Genomic DNA, 20,426 nt, shown 5'->3' with positions numbered 1-20,426 from the left:
TTTCACTTAATACTGTCCCGGAAATCACTAAGGCAAACAGCTAATGACAGCTCGCCGAATAAGGCGAGTAGACCGGAGATGACAATGAAAAACGCTAACTTACAAGTAAGAAAAGAAAACGCCATGGCTCGCGGGCAAGGCAATATGGCACCAGTTTATGTGGACAGAGCACAAAATGCCGAAGTCTGGGACGTAGAAGGTAAACGCTATATTGATTTTGGTGCAGGTATCGCTGTGGTAAACACAGGCCATAATCACCCCAAGGTAAAAGCGGCTGTGATGGCTCAGGTGGAACGCTTTACTCATACTTGTGTCATGGTTAGCCCCTATGAATCTGCGGTTGAGCTGTCAGAAAAGCTAAATGCTGCAGCGCCTGGCCCAACACCTAAGAAAAGCATTTTGGTCACTACTGGCGCGGAAGCGGTAGAGAACTGTGTCAAAATCGCTCGAGCTTATACTGGCCGACCAGGTGTCATTTCCTTTAATGGTGGTTTTCACGGTCGCACTAATATGACCATGGGATTAACCGGTAAAGTAGCGCCTTACAAGGTTGGCTTTGGTCCTTTCCCATCTGACATCTTCCATGTGCCTTATCCAAATGAATATCATGGGGTTAGCATTGAGCAGTCACTAAATGACCTTAAAATGCGCTTTACCTGTGATATTGAAGCCTCTCGTGTGGCTGCGATTATTATTGAGCCAGTACAAGGGGAAGGAGGCTTTTATCAAGCGCCAGCCGAGTTTTTACAAGCACTACGCGCCATTTGTGATGAGCATGGCATCCTCTTGATTATGGATGAGATCCAAACAGGCTTTGCCCGTACAGGTAGCATGTTTGCCCATGAAACATCTGGGATAGAAGCTGACTTGATGACAGCAGCGAAAGGTATTGCTGGTGGTTTCCCAATTGCAGCGGTTGTCGGTAAAGCGGACATTATGGATGCACCTATTCCTGGCGGCCTAGGCGGTACTTATGGTGGTTCACCGGTTGGTTGTGCTGCTGCACTGGCTGTCTTTGATGTGATCGAAGAAGAGAAGTTATGTGAGCGTGCTACTCAAATCGGCGAGCACATGGTGACACATCTTCATGACATTAAAGAAATGCATACAGACCTGGTTGGCAACATTCGTAACTCAGGCGCCATGATAGCGTTGGAACTAGTGAAAGGCGGGGATGTTAATCAACCTAACCCAGAGCTTACCAAGGCGTTAGTGTCAAAAGCCTCTGAAAAAGGCCTAATTCTTTTATCGTGTGGTATCCGTGGTAACGTGATTCGTTTCTTGCCAGCACTAACAGCAGAATTTGATATTCTTGATGAAGGTATGGCGATTCTTAAAGCTTGCTTTACTGAATTGACCTAAGCCATTAAGTCAGTCCAGCACATAAAAAAAGAGCCTTTTGGCTCTTTTTTTGTTTCTACAAAGCTGAAATATAAGTGCTGATTCTATTAGACAAACTGCTGACTAATGATATCAATGAAAAGCTCACGGGCCTTATTGGGTTGGGCCGTTTTACGGCTAATCACAGCCACGCCTAAATCATAGTTTATTTGTTCTGCTAACACCGCCACCAGTTCCCCTTTATCAATATACTCTTGCGCATAAAAATCAGGTAAGAAGCCAATATATTGCCCTGAGAGAATTAAGGCTAAACGTGTATCGTAGAAATAAGACACAGCAGAAAGGTTCATCTCATTAATCTGCGCACTGATACCTTCATGGGGTTTCACCCCTGCATGAGTAGTAGGGAATTGATTCACCTCTTGCTTTTGCTCTGCTTCAGACATGCTTACCAAAGGGTGAGATGCATGGCAGTAGAGGTAACAAGTATCTTGATACAGAGGGATGTAATTCAATCCATCTAATTGCCTATGGTAAGGAATGAAACCGATATCGGCCTCATCGTTTAGCACCATACGTTCAATGTCTGCCATAGGCGCCACATTGGTATGCAGCATGACTTCACTGGCTTGGGCGCCAAAAGCACGAATCAAATCAGGAAACTGGCTACGCTTATCAAGGCTCACTGTATCTGATAAAGCAACTCTCAGTTTACCTGTCAGACTGGCATTAAGATTATTGACCGTGGTTCGAAAGCCCTCCAATGAGTCAAGTAGCTCATTGGTCATCTGGTAAATGATTTGCCCTTCTTGCGTTAATGAAAAGCCGGCACGGCCACGCTTACACAGGCTTAGGTTTAAACGTGATTCAAGGTTTGAGATATGAAGACTAATGGTAGAGCGACCTATGTTTAAAGCCGTTTCTGCGGCTGAGAATCCACCACAATCGACAACCGTTTTAAACACCTTTAGTTGTTTAATTTCATAATCGCCAATCTGTCCAAGTGAATAATTCTTAGTGCTCATAATGCCTCTGAAGTAACTGCTCTTTTCTGCAAAAAGGTTAGCCTTAGCTGTACCTAAAATACCATGCTTTTGCTTTATCTATTGAATTAAATCATGACTCTTTTTTCTGAGCATATTGTCTTCTAGTGTGCTTGATCAAGTAAGTAGGGGGGAATGAGGGATTGTTTTGTGCTGCCTTAACTTTAGGTTGGTTTTCTTGAATTTAAGCCGGGCGTTATCTCACCTAGTATGTCTTTAGCCAAATATTGGAAGCTTAAGTCAGGCACCACCCAACCTGATTTAACTATCCCTATAGCTTCCGGTTTCTGCCCCTTACTCATCAAGTGAAGGGGCTTTTTTTGCTTTAAACCTTTTATTGCCTTAAATAACCAACCGCATCTTCGTATTTTTCCACATCACCTGTGGCCTGCACTAAAATTGAAGCCCCATGAAGGCTAGCTAACATTTGGCAAGCTTTGATTTGTGCCTGCTTTTCATCCATACCGGTTTCTAACATGAAGACAGAACCTAGCCAGTTAAGCTTGATGCGATAAAAGTCTGCAAGCTCTTCACGGACTTCATCAGGTAATTGGCGCACATCTGTGGTGAGCATGGTGCAAATACTCATATTATGGTTATCTACGATTTTTGTTTTAAAACCATCAATAAACCCATTGAGCAATTGATTAGCACTAGCATGACTTGTTTCCACACAAGGAAGCTCACTTGCGAAGTTATCTTTGTAGCGTCTCAATACACTTACCGTAAGGTCTCCCTTGGTTGGAAAGTGATAGTGAACACTTGCACTCTTAATGCCAATCTGAGCAGCAAGTTCACGGAAACTAAAAGCGTTAAAGCCTCCCTCAATAATGGCATTTTCTGCCAAATCCATGATTAGACTTTTAGTGTCTTTTTTCTCTGTTTTGCTCATAAAAGTTTCATACTCGTGTGCTGATTATTTTATTAGAGGAGAGCGCTAACTATTCTCTTGGAGTTTTTATCTACCTACTGATAGATATTTTATTGACTCCATTTGAGTATACAAGTTATATTTCATCTATCTACTGATAGGTAAACCTATCGAAAAACATAATTTTAGCAATTTAAAGGCGGTGTTATGACAAGTTTTAACCCAGATACTAACTATGATGTTTTGGTTTTAGGGGGAGGCCCTGGTGGTTATAACGCCGCTTTTAGGGCTGCTGATTTAGGGCTTAATGTTGTATTAGTCGAGAAGTATGCGGCTCTTGGTGGGGTGTGTTTGAACGTAGGTTGTGTCCCCTCTAAAGCATTGTTGCATGTAGCAGGTCAAATACGCAGTACACAAGAACCTAGTGTTTCTGGTGTAGAGCTAGGGGAAGCCAAGGTAAACCTTGATCAGGTAAGAGAGTTTAAAACCAATACGGTCAACAAGTTTACTTCTAACCTTGGCCTTATGGCTAAGCAACGTAAGATCACAGTACTGCAAGGTGAAGGGCAATTAACCAGTGCTAATACTTTGTTATTAAATGGCACTGATGGTCAATTAACTGTGACATTCCAACAGGCTATTTTAGCAACGGGTTCAAAGAATATTCGTTTACCTTTTATCCCTTATGAAGATAAACGCATTTTAAACTCAACGACTGCATTGAACCTTACAGAAATACCTGAGCGCTTGCTTATCTTAGGTGGCGGTATTATCGGTATGGAAATGGCTACGGTTTACCAAGCATTAGGTAGTCAAGTCAGTGTAGCGGAGATGTCTAGCCAAATTATGGCTGGTGCCGACAAGGATCTAGTGAAGGTGTTTGAGCAAGCTAACAAAGGCCGTTTTAATATTCTAACCAATACTCAGGTAACCAAGATAGAAAGCCAACCTGAGCACTTGGTTGTTGATTATAAAAATGCCAAAGGCGAACTTGAAACCCACAATTTTGATGCCGTTTTAGTTGCTGTTGGGCGTAGTCCAAATGGTAAATTAGCAGGTATTCCAGAAATCGGTGTCGAAATTGATGCTAGAGGTTTTATCTTAATTGATGATCAATGCCGTACCAACCTGCCTAATATCTTTGCAATTGGCGATGTTACTTATGGCCCAATGCTGGCACATAAAGCGAGTCATCAAGCCCATATTGCAGCTGAGGTCATTGCAGGTAAGGCGAGTTATTTCCAAGCTAAAGCAATTCCTGGCATAGCTTACACTTATCCAGAAGTGGCTTGGGTAGGCATGACTGAGATACAAGCCAAAGCTGAAGGCTTAAATTTTAAAGTGGCGAGCTTTCCTTGGAAGGCAAGTGCCAGAGCCATAGCGGCAGAAATAAAGCATGGTAAAACTAAGTTAATCTATGATGCTGACACTCAGAAGATTTTGGGTGCAGGCATAGTTGGAGAGCATGCGGGAGAGTTACTAGGGGAGTTAACCTTAGCCATTGAGTATGGTGCTGAACTAGAAGATATTGCTTTAACGATTCACGCTCACCCAAGTCTGCATGAGTCTGTTGGCTTAGCGGCAGAGCTTGGTACAGGTAGTATTACAGATTTCCCTAACCCTGCTGCGGCGCTGTTTGCACGCTAAAGGGTAAAAGAAAAGAGTGTGACAAGAGTAATTTTGAATATGAGTAAGTGACTATATAAGTAAATAGTCACTTACTTTTTATGCTTGAAGCACTCGTATTTGATATTTTTTTGCTCTATTTTAAAGCAAGGTTTAAGGCCGTTATTTTTACGGCTTTAAACTTAGTTTTAAAGGGAAGCTAATCTTCGGATAAGTTTTGTTCTAAATACCAGTTCAAGATCACTGGCATAAGCTCAGACCCTGTCACTAAAAAATGACCATTCAGTAAAGACTCTCTGGCGTTATACCTAAAAGGTTCACCGTTAAAGCTCATGAGAACGCCCCCAGCGGCTTCAACCACAGCTTGAGATGCTGCAGTATCCCATTCACAAGTTGGCCCTCTACGCAGGTGTAGGTCGGCTTCTCCTTCAGCGATGCGACAAGCTTTAATCGAACTGCCTTTTGCAATTTCTTCGATATGGTCAAACTCTTCTAATAGAATTTCTCGCAATGAGTCTGGCAGGTTAGGGCCATGACTGCGACTTGTCATCGCAATAAGCGGTGTTTTAGGCACACGGATTTGCAACACTTGGGTATCATCTTCAGTCCATTTAACAGCCATTTTTTCCATGTCTTGCCAGTCACCTGTGACACCGAAATAACCTTCTTGAGTGACGGGTAAGTAAACCATACCCAAGATGCTTTTATGATTTTCGACCAAGGCAATATTAATGCTAAATTCACCATTACGCTTAATAAACTCCTTGGTGCCATCTAGCGGATCAACCACCCATAATAAAGGCCAGTCTTTACGTTCTTGATAGGGGATGACATTCTCTTCTGATAACACAGGAATGTTAGGTGTCAGCTTATTTAATCCAGCCACAATAATATTGTGTGCGGCTAAGTCTGCAGCCGTCACTGGACTATCATCTGCCTTTTGAACTATGCCAAAATCTGAGCGTTGATAAATTTCCATAATGGCATCCGCTGCATCATGTATAATTTCTTGTAACGCTAGATAAAACGGGTGGCTAATTACATCCTGCATAAAGGCCTCAAAGTATCTCTCACATCAAAAGCGTTTGGCTAAACCTTGTTTAAACATTAACAGCTTAAACATTAACGCTGAGGGTAAATTAGATTATGTGGTCAATGTTAGACATCTAACAGTAAAGCTAAGCTAACTGTTATCAACCTAATTTAAAGTGAATAATCATTGTATGAGTAAACCAGAAAAACAACCAAAATCACAAGCAGTTCGACTAGATAAATGGCTTTGGGCCGCACGCTTTTACAAAACACGCTCTATTTGTAAAGATGCAATTGACGGTGGCAAGGTTTCTTACAATGGCAGTAAAGGTAAAGCGAGTCGCAATGTCGAAGTTGGGGCGACGATTACTTTAAGATTAGGTTGGGATGAAAAGACCCTCATCATCAAAGCTATCAGTGAGCAGCGCCGAGGCGCACCTGAAGCAAGGCTTTTATACGAAGAAACGGAAGAATCGATAGAGAAGCGTGAACGTCGTGCCTTAGAACATAAATCACTAGGGGGTCGTATCATGGCAGATCATAAACCCAATAAGAAAGAACGTCGCGATATTAAGCAGCTTAAAAATGACATCTTTGGCGGTCACTAACTTTTTAACTTATTAGTAAACCTCAGCCGCTAAACAGCTTAAAACAATTAAACGGCTTAAAACAATAAGCCGTTTTTTTGTTCTTTCGTTTTATTCCCTTATTATTCCCTTAGCAAATAATAGTGTCTTTCGTTATTTCTCTGCCTCAGCTCAAAGCCTCACCATTTCGTTTTCAACCTGGCCTTTTAGAAACTGTAACTTCAAATACATTAATGGCTTTAAAAGCACAAAATAGAAGAAAAAAAGCTTTAGCGAGATGAATAAAAACAACTAACGACTAGATTCGAGCCGCCGAGCGTATCCAGTAATGAGTGGGTCGAGTATTTCTGCTAGCTCTAATTCCATACAAATTTGCATAACTTCATCAATGGTAAAACCGCTTAAGCTTACTAGTTGATCTAGTTCGAATTCATTCTTCATACCCTTTTGAACCAGACAATCATCTATATCATTTAAAAGAAGTTGAGCTTTTTCTGGCAGTGATTCAACACAAATAGAGGAGGGAATAACTTGTTTTTCTATCCGTGTTTCACGTGAAACATGAGATTTCACACCCTCTTTTTGCCTAGGGTACACATTCTTATCTTGCTTAAAATTAAGATCATCTTGTTTTTGAGCAAGCAACTGGGGCTCACATTTGAGAATAGGAAACTCAGTTAATACATCCTCAGCGCAGGTAATTAACTTAGCACCTTGTTTGATAAGATCTAAACAGGCAGCTGATGCAGGATCGATAATTCGACCAGGCACAGCAAATACTTCTCTATCATGCTCTAAGGCGTAATTAGCGCTGATGAGTGAACCGCTTTTAAAGCTTGCTTCCACCACTATCACTCCTAAACTCAAACCACTTATGATGCGATTACGAGCAGGGAAGAGCCTCGCCTGAACGTTAGTTTTAAGAGGGTATTCACTTAACAAGCAGCCTTCATGATCAATAATAGAATGAAAAAGCGAGGTATTATGTTTAGGGTAAAGGTTGAGTAAACCGGCTCCCATAACAGCAATACTACTCCCTTGGATACTCAGTGCGCCTTGATGAGCTGACGTATCAATCCCTATTGCACCACCACTAACAATGCTAACCCTTTGTTCTGCTAAAGATTGAGCCAGATTAAACGCGGTATCTAAACCATAGGCAGTCGCTTTTCTGGCACCAACAATTGCTAAGCGAGGAAGAGCTAATGCAGTGAGGTCACCTTTGATATATAGAAAGAGTGGTGCCACTGGTATTTCATTTAAACTACTAGGGTAAGCATCTTCTCCACGAAATACCAAGTGATGAAGAGGGCTTTGATCCAGCCAATCTAAAGTTAGATTAAGCTGAGCTTTTGTTTCATCGTCTAACCAACCATGAGCGAGATATGTAATAGCTTTATTGGCGGTTTCACTTGGCCACTTTAGTTGAATGAGCAGCTCATAACTCACTAATCTTTTCGCCGAGTAATTATGACTTAACCGACTTACCTCTTGTTCAAAAGAGATAAGGTAAGTAAAAAGCCTATCTAATCTGGCTGGCCCAACACCTTTAATAAAACTTAGTGTGAGCCAGTCTTGCTTCGATAAACAAGTGACCCCTGATAATACTGGTTCCTGTGTATTTTCCATTTAGCGCATTCCTTGCGTCTATTTACTCTTATGGGAGAGGTGAACTAATGGGCTTTATCATTAATAATTATTCGATATAGGGTGTAAAACACTACTCTATTAATTCACATACGGTACAATAATAAGAATATATTTTGATCTATCTCCTATGTATTTGAATCATGCTTTTGCTATAGATTTACTTAAGACTCAAGCGCTATTCAATATGTTGGAAATGAAAACTAACTAATTTATACGGTAATTTAAAATGGCTGTTCTACCTGTTCTCGAATATCCTGATCCACGTCTACGAACTGTAGCCAAGCCTGTGACTGATTTTAACGATGCCTTGCAAGTCAAAATAGATGACATGCTTGAGACTATGTACGATCAAAACGGTTTAGGTCTTGCTGCAACCCAAGTTGATTTTCATCAACGTGTGGTTGTAATGGATTTTTCAGAAGAAAAAAATGACCCTATGGTTTTTATCAACCCTAGATTTGAAGTGCTAGATGATGCACCAAATGAAGAGCAAGAGGGTTGCCTATCTGTACCTGGTTTTTATGAGCATATTTATCGTGCAGCAAGAGTAAAAGTCATTGCCCTTGATCGTCATGGCAAAGAGTTTGAAAAGAAGGTAACTGGGTTACTTGCTGTATGTGTACAGCATGAGATAGATCACCTAGACGGAAAACTTATGGTGGATTATCTGTCACCACTTAAGCGCAACCGCATTAAAACGAAACTGGTGAAAAACCAAAAACGCATGCGTGCTTAAGACAAAGCTTTTATTCGATTTAGCTCACCGTCTCTTTATTCGGTAAATCAGCAGCTAGTCGATACCCCCATTTTTAAATCAGGCTACGGCCTGATTTTTATTGAAAGAGCAAAAATATGCCTCAAGAAAAAACGCCATTAAAAATTGTATTCGCAGGTACACCTGAGTTTGCTGCTGCCAGCCTCAAAGCCTTGATCGATTCATCTAACAATGAAAATCATCAAGTCATCGCTGTTTATAGTCAGCCAGATAGGCCAGCAGGAAGAGGGCAAAAACTCGTTGCTAGCCCAGTTAAGCAATTAGCTTTAGAACATGAGATTCCTGTGTATCAGCCGCTTAACTTTAAACTTGAAGAAGATAGGCAAGTACTTGCTAACCTTGATGCAGATATCATGGTTGTAGCAGCCTATGGTTTGATTCTTCCAAAAACTGTATTAGATACTCCTAAGCTTGGCTGCATCAATGTACATGCGTCTCTGTTACCTAGATGGCGTGGTGCTGCACCTATCCATAGATCTCTAATTGAAGGGGATAAGGAAACCGGCATCACCATAATGCAAATGGATGTGGGATTAGATACAGGTAATATGCTGAGTAAAGTCAGCTGTGACATTCTTGATGACGACACCTCAGCTGATCTACATGACAGGCTAGCCCCTTTAGGTGGTTCACTCTTGGTTGAAACACTTGGACAAATTAAAGAAGGCAAGCATCAAGCTGAGAAACAAGATGATGCACTCGCTAACTATGCAAGCAAGTTAACTAAGCAAGAAGGTCTGATTGATTGGCACACACCAGCAGCAGATCTAGCGCGTAAAATTAGAGGTTTATCACCTTGGCCTGGAAGTTATCTTGAAACTGAAAAAGGTAATATCAAGATACATCAGGCAAGCCTTCATAGCTTAGAAGTGAACTCATCTGAGCCAGGCACTGTGATAGAGATAAATAAGGACAGTGTTATCGTTGCCGCTCAAGAAGGATCAATTGCCTTACAAATGGTGCAGTTTTCAGGGGGCAAACGACTTGCTATTCGAGATGCATTAAACGGGAAGTTTAAAAAAGCCTTTACTGTTGGCAGTCAAATAGGGGGCTAATTTTTTGTCTAGCCTAGTAGTAGGTAATAGGACAACTAGGCTAAATAATTAACTGGTAAGTGAAAATTATGAACGAGAAAGTTAGCAGTGTCAGACTTGTTGCCATTCGAATACTTGAAAGTATCCTTCTCAACAAGGGCTCTTTGAGCACCCAATTAGCTCGCAAACAAGCTGATGTTAAAGCTGAGCATATCCCACAATTAAAAGAGATTTGTTTTGGGGTAAGTCGCCATTATCCAAAGTTGAATAGCTTTGCTTTACACATGTTAGATAAGCCTTTCCAAGAAAAGGATTACGATGTATATGCTGCCATTTTAGTTGCCTTGTATCAGATAGATTATATGGATACACCAGAACATGCAGCCGTAAATGAAGCTGTCGAAAGTGCTAAGCTAATTGGCAAACCTTGGGCAGGTAAATTAGTTAACGCCATTTTAAGACGCTACTTAAGAGAAGCAGATGATATTAAAGCCATCCTGAAAGAGATGCCTTCGGTTGCTCACGCTCACCCTAAATGGATTTTAAAGCGTTTCAATAAACATTGGGCTAACGACTTTGAGCAAATTGTCGCAGCAAATAACGCTCGCCCACCTATGTGCCTAAGAGTTAATTTGTCTCGTGTTTCACGTGAAACACAAATGGAAAAATTATCTCAACAGGGTATAGAAAGTGAGAAAGGTGAGTTTTCTGAGTCAGCTATCTATTTGAATCAAGCCGTATCTGTACAGTCATTACCCGGTTTTTTTGATGGTGACATGAGTGTGCAGGATGAGGCGGCTCAACTTAGTGCCTTTATTTTGGCGCCAAAACAAGGAGATAAAGTACTCGATGCCTGTGCTGCTCCGGGGGGTAAAACTGGCCATTTACTAGAAAGTGCGGACATTCATCTGACTGCCATTGAATTAGAATCATGGCGCTTGGCAAAAATAGAAGAGAACTTAGAAAGGCTCAATTTTAATGCAGAATTAATTTGTGCTGATTCAGGGGATCTCAACGCTTGGTGGGACAAAGTCGAATTCGATAAAATTTTATTAGATGTTCCTTGTTCTGCCACAGGTGTGATTCGTCGTAATCCAGACATTAAAATTAATCGTAAGCCTGCTGATATTGATGAACTCGTCACTATTCAAAAACAGTTAATTGAGCAAATTTGGTTAACACTAAAACCCGGTGGAAGAATGCTTTACGCCACTTGTTCACTTATGCCTGAAGAGAATGAACAACAAATGGCGAGCTTCTTAAGCAAGACTCAAAACGCTAAAGAAATCATGCTTGATGTACCTTGGGGTAAAAAGGTGAGTCACGGTATCCAATTATTCCCAAAACAAAATAGCCATGACGGTTTCTACTATTGCTTAATAGAAAAGAGTTAATGCGGCTTTAAATTGTATAGCACTAAGCAAGCGTTTGAACGAACAAGTATGCCCTTTCTTCCTTACTAAAATGCATAAGGAGTAGGGGCAAACTGTTTCCTATCATGGATTTTTTCCCTAGTAATAATCACAAAGACATTGACCTAAATAAGCTTGAATCAATGAGCTAACGCTAAAAATCACCTACATATTTTCTCGACAAAACTTTTCCTCATCAAAAGCTATTTGATAATGACTATTTCGCAGTCTAGAGCAAATTAATCCAGTTTATTTTCTTATTAGCATTAATTAATTAGCTCGACTTGTTTAAAATTAACGCGATATTTCTTTTTACATTAGGGCAGTGGCCCCATCTCATCTAGGTCGACAAAGATCACCTAGAGCAGCTCAGGATATTTCATGAAAATCATCATATTAGGTGCAGGTCAGGTTGGTGCAACTCTCGCAGAAAATTTAGCGAATGAAGATAATGACATAACCGTTGTTGATATGGACGACAAACGCCTACGTGAATTACAAGATAGGTTGGATATTCAAACAGTTGAAGGCAGTGCCTCTCATCCTGATGTATTAGAAAGAGCAGGTGGTGATGACGCTGACATGTTGATCGCTGTAACCAACCAAGATGAGATCAATATGGTTGCCTGCCAAATAGCAGAAACCCTATTTAAAACACCGACAAAAATAGGCCGTGTTAGGTCGAATGCCTACGCCAGTCGACCAGAAATTTATGGCTACAATGGTTTGCCTATTGATGTGCGTATCAGCCCTGAAAAAGAAGTGACTCGTCATATTAAGCGCTTGATTCAATATCCAGGTGCACTACAAGTTATGGAATTTGCAGAAGGTAAGGTTCAGCTTGTGGTAGTAAGAGCCGAAGTAGGGGGGCCTCTCATTGACCAACCTATTAGCTTCTTGAAAGAGCACATGCCTTCTATTCAAACTCGTATTGCAGCGATTTACCGTGACGGCCAATCTATCCAACCTGCTGGAACAACTCATATTCGCGCTGATGATGAAGTCTTCTTTTTGACCGCTCAACGAGATGTATTAGATGTCATGAGTGAGTTGCGACGTTTAGATAACCCTTATCGTCGTATCATGATTGCTGGAGGCGGTAATATCGGTGAGCGTTTGGCACAAAGTTTAGAAGATGAATACCGAGTAAAGATAGTAGAACGAGGTTTACCAAGGTGCCGCTACTTATCTGAAAATCTTAACAACACTATAGTCCTACATGGTGACGCCTCTAAACAAGAACTCTTATTAGAAGAGAATATTGAATCCACCGACGTATTCTGCGCACTTACAAATAACGACGAAGCTAACATCATGTCTTCTATGTTAGCCAAGCGATTGGGTGTGAGAACCGTGATGACAATTATCAATAACCCAGCCTATGTCGATATCGTCCAAGACGATATGATAGACATAGTTATCTCTCCTCAACATATGACCATAAGTACCTTGTTGTCCTTCATTCGTCGTGGTGATGTGGTAAATGTTCACTCACTCAGAAAAGGCGCAGCTGAGGCTTTAGAAGCCGTCGCTCACGGTGATTATAAATCCTCTAAAGTGGTTGGAAGAACCATAGCAAATATTAACTTACCAGAAGGGGCGACAATAGGAGCCGTGGTAAGAGATGAAGAGGTTCTAATTGCAACGGGTGATCTTATGATTCAGGCTGAAGACCATGTCATCATCTTCGTTTCTAACAAAAAACAAATTCCAGCAGTCGAGCAATTATTCCAAGTAGGCTTAACCTTCTTCTAAAGAATCAATCGCTAACAAGACACTCAAATTACTCATTGAATTAGAACAATCACCTAAAGCGCACTAGATTAATCAGAAGCGCCAACATTAGGAAAGCAAATGCACATCAAGGTCATTTTTCGCGTTATTGGCATTTTGGTTATGGTCTTCAGCTTAACCTTGATTCCGCCTTTAATCGTGTCCCTTATCTACCAAGATGGTGATACTCACGCTTTCTTATACGCCTTACTCATTAACCTAATAGGTGGTTTTTGCATGTGGCTTCCCTTTAAAGGGAACCGTAAAGAATTAAGAATACGTGATGGCTTTATCATTACCGTCTTGTTCTGGTCAGTACTAGGCTTATTTGGTGCTGTACCTTTCATGTTGGTTGACTCTCAAGCACTCTCATTTACCGATGCCTTATTCGAGTCTATTTCGGGCCTGACAACCACAGGGGCAACCATTCTAACCGGCATAGATGATATGCCCCATGCTTTATTATTCTATCGCCAACAACTTCAATGGCTTGGTGGTATGGGTATCATTGTATTAGCCGTCGCTATCATGCCGATGCTGGGTGTCGGTGGTATGCAGCTTTATCGTGCAGAAACACCAGGCCCTGTAAAAGATTCTAAACTAACACCAAGAATCGCTGAAACAGCAAAAGCCCTTTGGTACATTTACGCATCTTTAACCGTTGCTTGCGCATTAGGTTTTTGGGCGGCAGGAATGAGTTTGTTTGATGCTATCTGTCACAGCTTTTCAACCGTTGCCATTGGTGGTTTCTCAACCCATGATGCCAGCATAGGTTATTTTGATAGCCCTATGATAGAAGCTATTGCCGTAATCTTTATGATCATTTCGGCATTGAATTTTGGTTTGCACTTTTACGCTTGGCGTAGCCGCTCCATCATGCATTACTTCAAAGACTCTGAAGTGAAATTTTTTGGTTTTATTCTGCTCTGTACCATTACCATTACCACCTTGGTACTTGCGATGACATCCAGCTATGAATGGTCAACTGCGTTTAGATACGCCATGTTCGAAAGCATCTCCATTGCCACAACAACAGGCTTTGGCACCGAAGACTTTTCAACCTGGCCGAATACCTTACCTTTCTTATTAATCGTTACCTCTTTTGCCGGTGGTTGTGCCAGCTCCACCGGTGGTGGTATGAAGGTAATTCGTATTCTACTTATCTTAAAACAGGGCTTTCGTGAGATTCAGCGTTTAATTCACCCTAACGCTATTATCCCAGTAAAACTCGGTGGTAAAGCAATTCATGAAAGAGTTATCTCTGCAGTATGGGGCTTCTTCTCAGCTTACTTACTGGTTTACGTAATACTTATGATAGGTTTAATGGCAACAGGCTTAGATCAACTCACAGCATGGTCTGCTGTTGCAGCAACATTAAATAACCTAGGTCCGGGCTTAGGTGAAGTAGCAGCCAACTTTGGCTCTATCAGTGATCCTGCAAAATGGATGTTGTGCTTCTCTATGCTATTAGGACGTTTAGAAGTCTTTACGCTATTGGTATTATTCACGCCTATGTTTTGGCAAAGGTAGGACTGCGATGACACCGGCATGCAACTTTCTCAAAAAGAAGAAGATTCCGTACAGCTTGCACGAGTACGAACACGACAGTCAATGTACCCAGTTTGGGTTAGAAGCAGCAGATAAGCTAGGACTCGAACCTGCTAGTGTTTTTAAGACATTATTAGTCAGTGATGGTACTAAGTTGTTTGTGACAATTATTCCTGTCACTCACACCTTAAGCTTGAAAAAAGCAGCCGCTCATTTTGGTGTTAAGAAGCTCATCATGGCAGACCCAAATGAAGCGCAAAAAAGCAGCGGTTATTTGGTCGGGGGAATTAGCCCTATTGCACAAAAGAAAGCCTTGATTACCGCAGTTGATCAAAGTGCTAAAGCGTTAGTAAGTATTTACGTTAGTGGAGGTAAAAGGGGGTTAGACATAGGCCTTAAACCAGCTGACCTCATTAGTGCTTGCGGCAGAGCTCAATTCGCCGATTTAAAAGATGACAATTGAAACGAGTCGTCTTATTTAGAACAGATAAACCAACACAAAAAAGGCGCATTAAAATGCGCCTTTTTTAGTGAGTATTTGCAAAACAAACACTGTTAATTAGCTTCTAAACTAGCCTCTTGGATAGAGAGAATGACCATCTGGTTGTTTCTTAAAACGTTTATATTCCCACTGATATTGCTCAGGATGTAATTCAATAAGCTTTTCGATAGAACGGTTCATCGCTGCGACAGAGGTTTCAATGTCATCGGAATAAAAGTCTTCATCAACTGGCTGCATAGCCACTTCATATCCACCTTTAACTCTAAAAGCAGCACCGATAAAAGCCTTAGCACCCGTCTTATTAACCAGTTGCGAGGTAAGTGTCATGCTATAGGCCTGTTGTCCATAAAATGGCACATAAACACCGCCACCATCTTTAGGAACCTGATCCGGTAAAATTCCTACCAAACCACTACTTTTTAAAGCTCTCATTAATTGCATCACACCTTTGCGATCAGTTGGAACCAACTCAGAGCCAGCTCTTTCTCTCGCATCGCGAATAAAGCAATCAAGCTTCTTAGCATTTTTTACAGGGCGATACATGGCAGTTAGAGGTCTAAACTGTGCCAAGTAATAATTCATCATTTCCCAGTGACCAAGATGGGGTGCTAGTACTAATACTCCAGAATCACTTTTAACCGCTTCTTCAAAGGCAGAATTATCATTGTTATTTGGTTTTAGTAGAGCGAGGACTTGTTCCTTAGGTTTGGTCCAAACATGACTCATTTCAAGGGCAGTTTGTCCCATGTTTTTCAATCTATCGTTGCGAATAGCGAGTCTTTGATCAGCATTTTTTTCAGGTAAACAAAGTTTTAAGTTGATGTCGATTGCGTTAACTGTACGGCGATTACGTTTAACAAACGTATGGCCAAATAAGGCGCCTAATTTTTGTACCAGAGAGAAGGGCAACAAACCTAAAAAACGTAAAATATAAATAAAAAGTGAGCCTAACCGATTGTTCATAATATCCCATTCAAGAAAAGAAGACGCCTTGTTCACCTAGCATAAGAATCAATACCAAGATCTATTAAAGTATAATGGCGCTATTGTAAAAGATTCAGCCAGCTTCTGCTTGCCTTTATCTTGTCCGCCTTAATATGGCCTAGTTTGGAATAGTTAAACAGTAATGATGTGAAACAAATGTTATTAACCTTGTTTCAAAGCCTTTATAATGCCTCAACTCAATCGCCAGGATACCAGCATGACTCAAACTAAACCTATCATTTTGCTCGATAGAGATGGAGTGATAAACCAAGACTCTGATCAATATGTGAAATCGTTAGAAGAGTGGATTCCAATTCCTGGCAGTATAAAATCCATTGCAGCTTTATCTAAAGCAGGCTTCAAAGTCTTTGTTGTGACAAACCAATCCGGCATAGCAAGAGGCTATTACGACATTGATACCTTAGATGCCATGCATAATAAGATGACGCAATTGGTCGAAGCTGAGGGTGGTAGTATCAGTGGTATTCGTTATTGCCCACATGGCCCAGACGATCAATGCGATTGCCGCAAACCAAAAGCGGGCATGATAGAGTCTATTGAAGCAGAGCTTGGCGTTAACTTTGAAGAAACACCTGCGATCATGGTGGGTGACTCAAAACGTGATTTAGAAGCAGGGCATGCCAGAGGCTGTAAAACAGCCTTAGTACTTACAGGCAAAGGTAGAGAGACTCAATACAAAGAGATAGACTTTCACTTCCAAGTTTATACAGACCTTGCCGCCTTCACCTTAGCAACCCTTTACCAATACAGTTAAAAGTACAGATTCTTATAAATCTATTTAATAGATACAAATTATAGAAAGAGACTAGTTATAAGATGAGTCTCTTTCTATAAAAGGCATAACTTGCTGCATAACAAGCTCAACATACGCCTCTTTTTCACCCACAGGGGCAACATAATCTATTGCACTTTTCATCGCCTCTACCCCTTCTAAACGTGCGATAACCCAAGCAGCTAAATATATAGAAGACAAGCAACCACCAGCTGTTGCTGTATTTTGATTTGCATAAAAGGCCTGATTTAATACTTTGACACCTGCTTCTTGCACCCAAGGTTTAGTGGTTAAATCCGTGCAAGCAGGCACCTCGTTTAATAACCCTAATTTAGCTAATACAAGCGCGCCTGAACATTGAGCGCCAATTAGCTGCCGACTTGGGTTTAAAGAAAGCTGCGAAATAATACTTTGATCAAGCACCACATCACGGGTTTTCATGCCACTCCCTACCAGTACCACATCAGTCTTAGAGGCTTCAATTAAGTCAATTTGCCTATCAACCAGCAAACCATTCATTGAGGTAATTTGAGGACTAGAGCCAGCTATAGAGACGCGCCAATTAGGCTTTTTAATTCGGTTTAAAATGCCATACGCAATAAAAGAGTCCAACTCATTAAAACCATCGAAAGTAAGAATAGAAATGTGCATAGTATTGTCCTTTAGGTTATTGGAAATGCTAGGGAACCTGCGAGTAAGTCACCTCTTCTCAGTCTTTACAGAAAAAGTATCACACAAGGCATTACTTTGACGTAATGTAGGTACCTTTCGAGAAATAACAACACAGGGTGTTACTTTTTCTTAAAGACCCGAAGGGCATGGTCTAAAAGCCTTATCTTTAAGTTGAGAACCTTATCAATAGAATCACTATTAAGTTGCGCTCCTCGCCATAAATCTAGCGGCTTTTATCCACACGCTGAGGCGGGAGGACTTACTCGTAGGTTCCCTAGTCTAAGGTTAAATTTCATGACAATAAAAAATTGTTCTAGGTACAATTTAATGAGCACTCAAAAATATAAAACTATTTTAGATCGGCTGGCTGAGGATATTAGGCAAAGAAAATACCAGCCAGGAGCAAGACTAGTCACCCATAGAAAGTTTGCTTCACAAGAAAAAATAGCACTATCAACTGCCTCAAAAATTTATCAAGAATTAGCTAAAATGGGGCTAGTAAGTTGTGAGGTTGGACGAGGTACCTTTGTAAAAGAAAGCCAAGTTCCACCTAGTCATGGTATTAAGCAAGCATCATTAGCAGAGGGTATGTTGGACCTTAATTTCAATTCACCTATCCTTGAGAACCAACCTAAAATGCTAAGGGATGCTTTAAGAAAGTTAAGCTACTCTGGTGACTTAGCCTCCTTGTTAAGTTACCAACCCCATAATGGTCGCCTAAATGATAAAAGCGTAATAAAAAACTATTTAGCTAATCATAATATCAGCGCTGAAACACAAAACATGGCAATCGTTAATGGTGCCCAGCAAGGTCTGGCGCTGACGGTTATGTCTTTATTAAAACCAGGGGACCTAATCGCTGTTGATGCGATTACCTACCCAGGTTTTAAACTTCTGGCCCAAGTACATGGTTTAGAGCTGATTGCGATACCTATGCTAAATCAATGTACAGACCTCAATGCATTAGCCCAAGCCTGTGAGCAGCGTAAAATCAAAGCTATCTATTCAATGCCCACATTACATAACCCCTTAGGCTCAGTAATGGGGTTAACACAAAGAAAACAGCTAATAGAGATAGCAAGAAAACACCAACTCACCATAATAGAAGATGCCGCCTACAGTTTTCTTGAGACTCAAGCACCACCAGCCTTGGTGACTCTGGCCCCTGATATCACCTTCTATATATCCGGCTTCTCAAAAAATCTTGCCACAGGATTAAGAGTCGGGGTTATCCTCTCACCCACGAAATGGGTTTCATCAATTGAGAGAAGTATTCGGGCTACAACTTGGAACACAGCAGGCTTGTTGTCAGCACTAACTTGCCAATGGATTGAAGATGGCAGCATCTATCACCTAGAGCAGGAGAAACGTTTAGATGCGATCAAAAGACAAGAAATAGTCAAAAAAGTATTTCATGAATTGAGATATCAATCTCATCCCGCCTCTTATTTTTTATGGCTGCCTTTGCCGGAGGATGTGAGATCAGACTTATTAATCAAGGCCTTATTAGATCTCAATATTTCTGTTTCTAATGCTGAGCCTTATGCCACCACAGAACATATCCCCCAAGCAGTTCGCTTAGCTTTAGCTTCTGTTGAGATTAGTAAATTAGAAAGTACCTTAACCTTAATAAAAGAAACGATTGAGTTTCAGGCCTTAGGAATGTGATAGATGAATGAAGTGAATATAGGGCCATTAAGCTTCTAACAAAATGCTATTGACTTAAACTTAACTTCAACTTTTATACTCACACCTAGTTAAAGATTACGTCAATAAAAAGCCCCATTAATAGCCATTGAAGGTTGACTCTAAATGAATGAGCGTATGTTAGAAGCCTATTTAAATAAAATTGAAATGACTGCCCCTAAAGATCTTAATAGGGCGTATTTGAAGCTACTACATGCCTCTCAACACACAAAAATTCCTTTCGAAAATCTAGATATAGTTAATGGCAATCCCATACTTTTATCTGAAGAAGCGCTTTTTAACAAACTGGTTATGAGCCAGCGGGGAGGCTACTGTTTTGAGCTAAACGGCTTGTTATTAAGCGCTCTTATTCAGATAGGGTTTGAAGCAAGACCCCTGTTGGCAAGAGTACATTTAGCAGAGGAACCAAGCGGGCGTAGCCATCAAGTTACACTTGTCACCCTAGAAGATGAGAAGTGGGTGCTGGATGCTGGTTTTGGCTCCCAAACACCAAGAGAGCCACTTCCCTATAGGCTAAACGAAGAGTTAAAGACAGACTCCCAAACATTTCGTTTTGTTGAAGATAAGTTTTATGGGGCGATCTTACAGATAAAAACAGAAGAAGAGTCTTGGTTAGATTTATACAGTTTAGATATGAGCTATGTTTGCAAAGGCGATATCGAGTACGCCAACCATTATACCTCTACACACCCAAACTCAGCTTTCACTTCACGTTGTATCGCCACAATTAGAAATCATGATGGCATAACAACACTCTTAAATGGAAAGGTGAAAGTAAAAACAGAGTTAGGTGTTACCGAATACAACTTAGATACTAAAGATACTTATATGAGCACACTTAAAGATACCTTTGGCATAGACATGGATATTGAGTTTAAAACACTAACAAAATATGACGCTATATAATTTCTATCATAAACTCATATTGCACAAACAAAAAAGCAGCCATTGAAGTGACCCCATAAAGTTGGACGCTTTGTTAAGCTGCTTGTAAGGCCTGATATCGATACTCTATCGGTGTCAGGCCTTTTAGTTTTACCTTAATTCTTTGAGTATTGTAATACTCAATATACTCT

Annotated in this window: 19 protein-coding genes; 12 read left to right on the top strand and 7 right to left on the bottom strand. The window is 40.8% G+C overall.

What is annotated here, in order from left to right:
* The first annotated feature begins 84 nt into the window (after positions 1-84).
* Entirely contained in the window at positions 85-1,362 is a 1,278-nt protein-coding gene (gene gabT, locus OA91_RS16270) for a 4-aminobutyrate--2-oxoglutarate transaminase (protein ID WP_063339111.1), read from the top strand.
* Between the two features lie 86 nt (positions 1,363-1,448).
* On the opposite strand, the gene OA91_RS16265 is transcribed toward gabT, so the two are convergent.
* Complete coding sequence (locus tag OA91_RS16265; protein WP_063339110.1) at positions 1,449-2,366, bottom strand: LysR family transcriptional regulator; 918 nt, start codon at positions 2,364-2,366, stop codon at positions 1,449-1,451.
* A 352-nt stretch (positions 2,367-2,718) separates the two neighbouring features.
* The gene (locus OA91_RS16260; RefSeq protein WP_046015447.1) at positions 2,719-3,276 is read right to left on the bottom strand and encodes a TetR/AcrR family transcriptional regulator; all 558 of its coding nucleotides are present in this window, start codon (positions 3,274-3,276) and stop codon (positions 2,719-2,721) included.
* A gap of 186 nt (positions 3,277-3,462) precedes the next feature.
* On the opposite strand from OA91_RS16260, the gene lpdA reads away from it, so the two are divergent.
* Complete coding sequence (lpdA, locus tag OA91_RS16255) at positions 3,463-4,902, top strand: dihydrolipoyl dehydrogenase (RefSeq protein ID WP_063339109.1); 1,440 nt, start codon at positions 3,463-3,465, stop codon at positions 4,900-4,902.
* Between the two features lie 178 nt (positions 4,903-5,080).
* Here lpdA and cysQ read toward each other — a convergent pair whose 3' ends face one another.
* Positions 5,081-5,932 (bottom strand): 3'(2'),5'-bisphosphate nucleotidase CysQ, encoded by an 852-nt coding sequence (gene cysQ / locus OA91_RS16250; protein WP_046015445.1) that lies wholly within the window; start codon positions 5,930-5,932, stop codon positions 5,081-5,083.
* Positions 5,933-6,104: 172 nt separating this feature from the next.
* Here cysQ and hslR point away from each other — a divergent pair, with 172 nt between their 5' ends.
* Entirely contained in the window at positions 6,105-6,521 is a 417-nt protein-coding gene (gene hslR, locus OA91_RS16245) for a ribosome-associated heat shock protein Hsp15 (protein ID WP_046015444.1), read from the top strand.
* Positions 6,522-6,791: 270 nt separating this feature from the next.
* On the opposite strand, the gene dprA is transcribed toward hslR, so the two are convergent.
* Positions 6,792-8,129 carry a DNA-processing protein DprA gene (gene dprA, locus OA91_RS16240; RefSeq protein WP_063339108.1) on the bottom strand — a complete coding sequence of 446 codons (1,338 nt, stop codon included), beginning with the start codon at positions 8,127-8,129 and terminating at the stop codon, positions 6,792-6,794.
* Between the two features lie 247 nt (positions 8,130-8,376).
* Between dprA and def the strand changes: the two genes are divergently transcribed.
* From def to ybaK, 6 genes are all read left to right on the top strand, one after another.
* Positions 8,377-8,886, top strand: a complete 510-nt coding sequence (def, locus tag OA91_RS16235; RefSeq protein WP_046015442.1) for a peptide deformylase — start codon at positions 8,377-8,379, stop codon at positions 8,884-8,886.
* 116 nt (positions 8,887-9,002) lie between these two features.
* Positions 9,003-9,980: a methionyl-tRNA formyltransferase gene (gene fmt, locus OA91_RS16230; RefSeq protein WP_063339107.1), complete on the top strand. Its 978-nt coding sequence runs from the start codon at positions 9,003-9,005 to the stop codon at positions 9,978-9,980.
* A gap of 68 nt (positions 9,981-10,048) precedes the next feature.
* Positions 10,049-11,353, top strand: a complete 1,305-nt coding sequence (gene rsmB / locus OA91_RS16225; RefSeq protein ID WP_063339106.1) for a 16S rRNA (cytosine(967)-C(5))-methyltransferase RsmB — start codon at positions 10,049-10,051, stop codon at positions 11,351-11,353.
* A gap of 399 nt (positions 11,354-11,752) precedes the next feature.
* Complete coding sequence (gene trkA, locus OA91_RS16220; protein WP_046015439.1) at positions 11,753-13,126, top strand: Trk system potassium transporter TrkA; 1,374 nt, start codon at positions 11,753-11,755, stop codon at positions 13,124-13,126.
* Between the two features lie 99 nt (positions 13,127-13,225).
* Positions 13,226-14,674 (top strand): TrkH family potassium uptake protein, encoded by a 1,449-nt coding sequence (locus OA91_RS16215; protein ID WP_063339105.1) that lies wholly within the window; start codon positions 13,226-13,228, stop codon positions 14,672-14,674.
* 7 nt (positions 14,675-14,681) lie between these two features.
* On the top strand, positions 14,682-15,155 hold the full coding sequence (ybaK, locus tag OA91_RS16210; RefSeq protein WP_046015437.1) for a Cys-tRNA(Pro) deacylase: 474 nt from the start codon (positions 14,682-14,684) through the stop codon (positions 15,153-15,155).
* A 108-nt stretch (positions 15,156-15,263) separates the two neighbouring features.
* Here ybaK and OA91_RS16205 read toward each other — a convergent pair whose 3' ends face one another.
* On the bottom strand, positions 15,264-16,157 hold the full coding sequence (locus tag OA91_RS16205) for a lysophospholipid acyltransferase family protein (RefSeq protein WP_063339104.1): 894 nt from the start codon (positions 16,155-16,157) through the stop codon (positions 15,264-15,266).
* A gap of 238 nt (positions 16,158-16,395) precedes the next feature.
* Here OA91_RS16205 and gmhB point away from each other — a divergent pair, with 238 nt between their 5' ends.
* Complete coding sequence (gene gmhB, locus OA91_RS16200) at positions 16,396-16,953, top strand: D-glycero-beta-D-manno-heptose 1,7-bisphosphate 7-phosphatase (RefSeq protein ID WP_063339103.1); 558 nt, start codon at positions 16,396-16,398, stop codon at positions 16,951-16,953.
* A 51-nt stretch (positions 16,954-17,004) separates the two neighbouring features.
* Here gmhB and OA91_RS16195 read toward each other — a convergent pair whose 3' ends face one another.
* On the bottom strand, positions 17,005-17,622 hold the full coding sequence (locus tag OA91_RS16195) for a DJ-1/PfpI family protein (RefSeq protein ID WP_063339102.1): 618 nt from the start codon (positions 17,620-17,622) through the stop codon (positions 17,005-17,007).
* 348 nt (positions 17,623-17,970) lie between these two features.
* Here OA91_RS16195 and OA91_RS16190 point away from each other — a divergent pair, with 348 nt between their 5' ends.
* Positions 17,971-19,311, top strand: a complete 1,341-nt coding sequence (locus tag OA91_RS16190; RefSeq protein WP_063339101.1) for an aminotransferase-like domain-containing protein — start codon at positions 17,971-17,973, stop codon at positions 19,309-19,311.
* A gap of 144 nt (positions 19,312-19,455) precedes the next feature.
* Positions 19,456-20,256: an arylamine N-acetyltransferase family protein gene (locus OA91_RS16185; RefSeq protein ID WP_063339100.1), complete on the top strand. Its 801-nt coding sequence runs from the start codon at positions 19,456-19,458 to the stop codon at positions 20,254-20,256.
* A gap of 73 nt (positions 20,257-20,329) precedes the next feature.
* Here the strand turns inward: OA91_RS16185 and OA91_RS16180 are convergent.
* On the bottom strand, positions 20,330-20,426 hold a 97-nt coding region (locus tag OA91_RS16180), incomplete at its 5' end, for an IS3 family transposase (protein WP_157203854.1).

It is taken from the genome of Marinomonas sp. SBI8L (assembly GCF_001624705.1).
Taxonomy (GTDB): Bacteria; Pseudomonadota; Gammaproteobacteria; order Pseudomonadales; family Marinomonadaceae; genus Marinomonas.
Note: the sequence above shows the minus strand (reverse complement) of the source record. Positions and strands in the feature narration are given on the sequence as shown.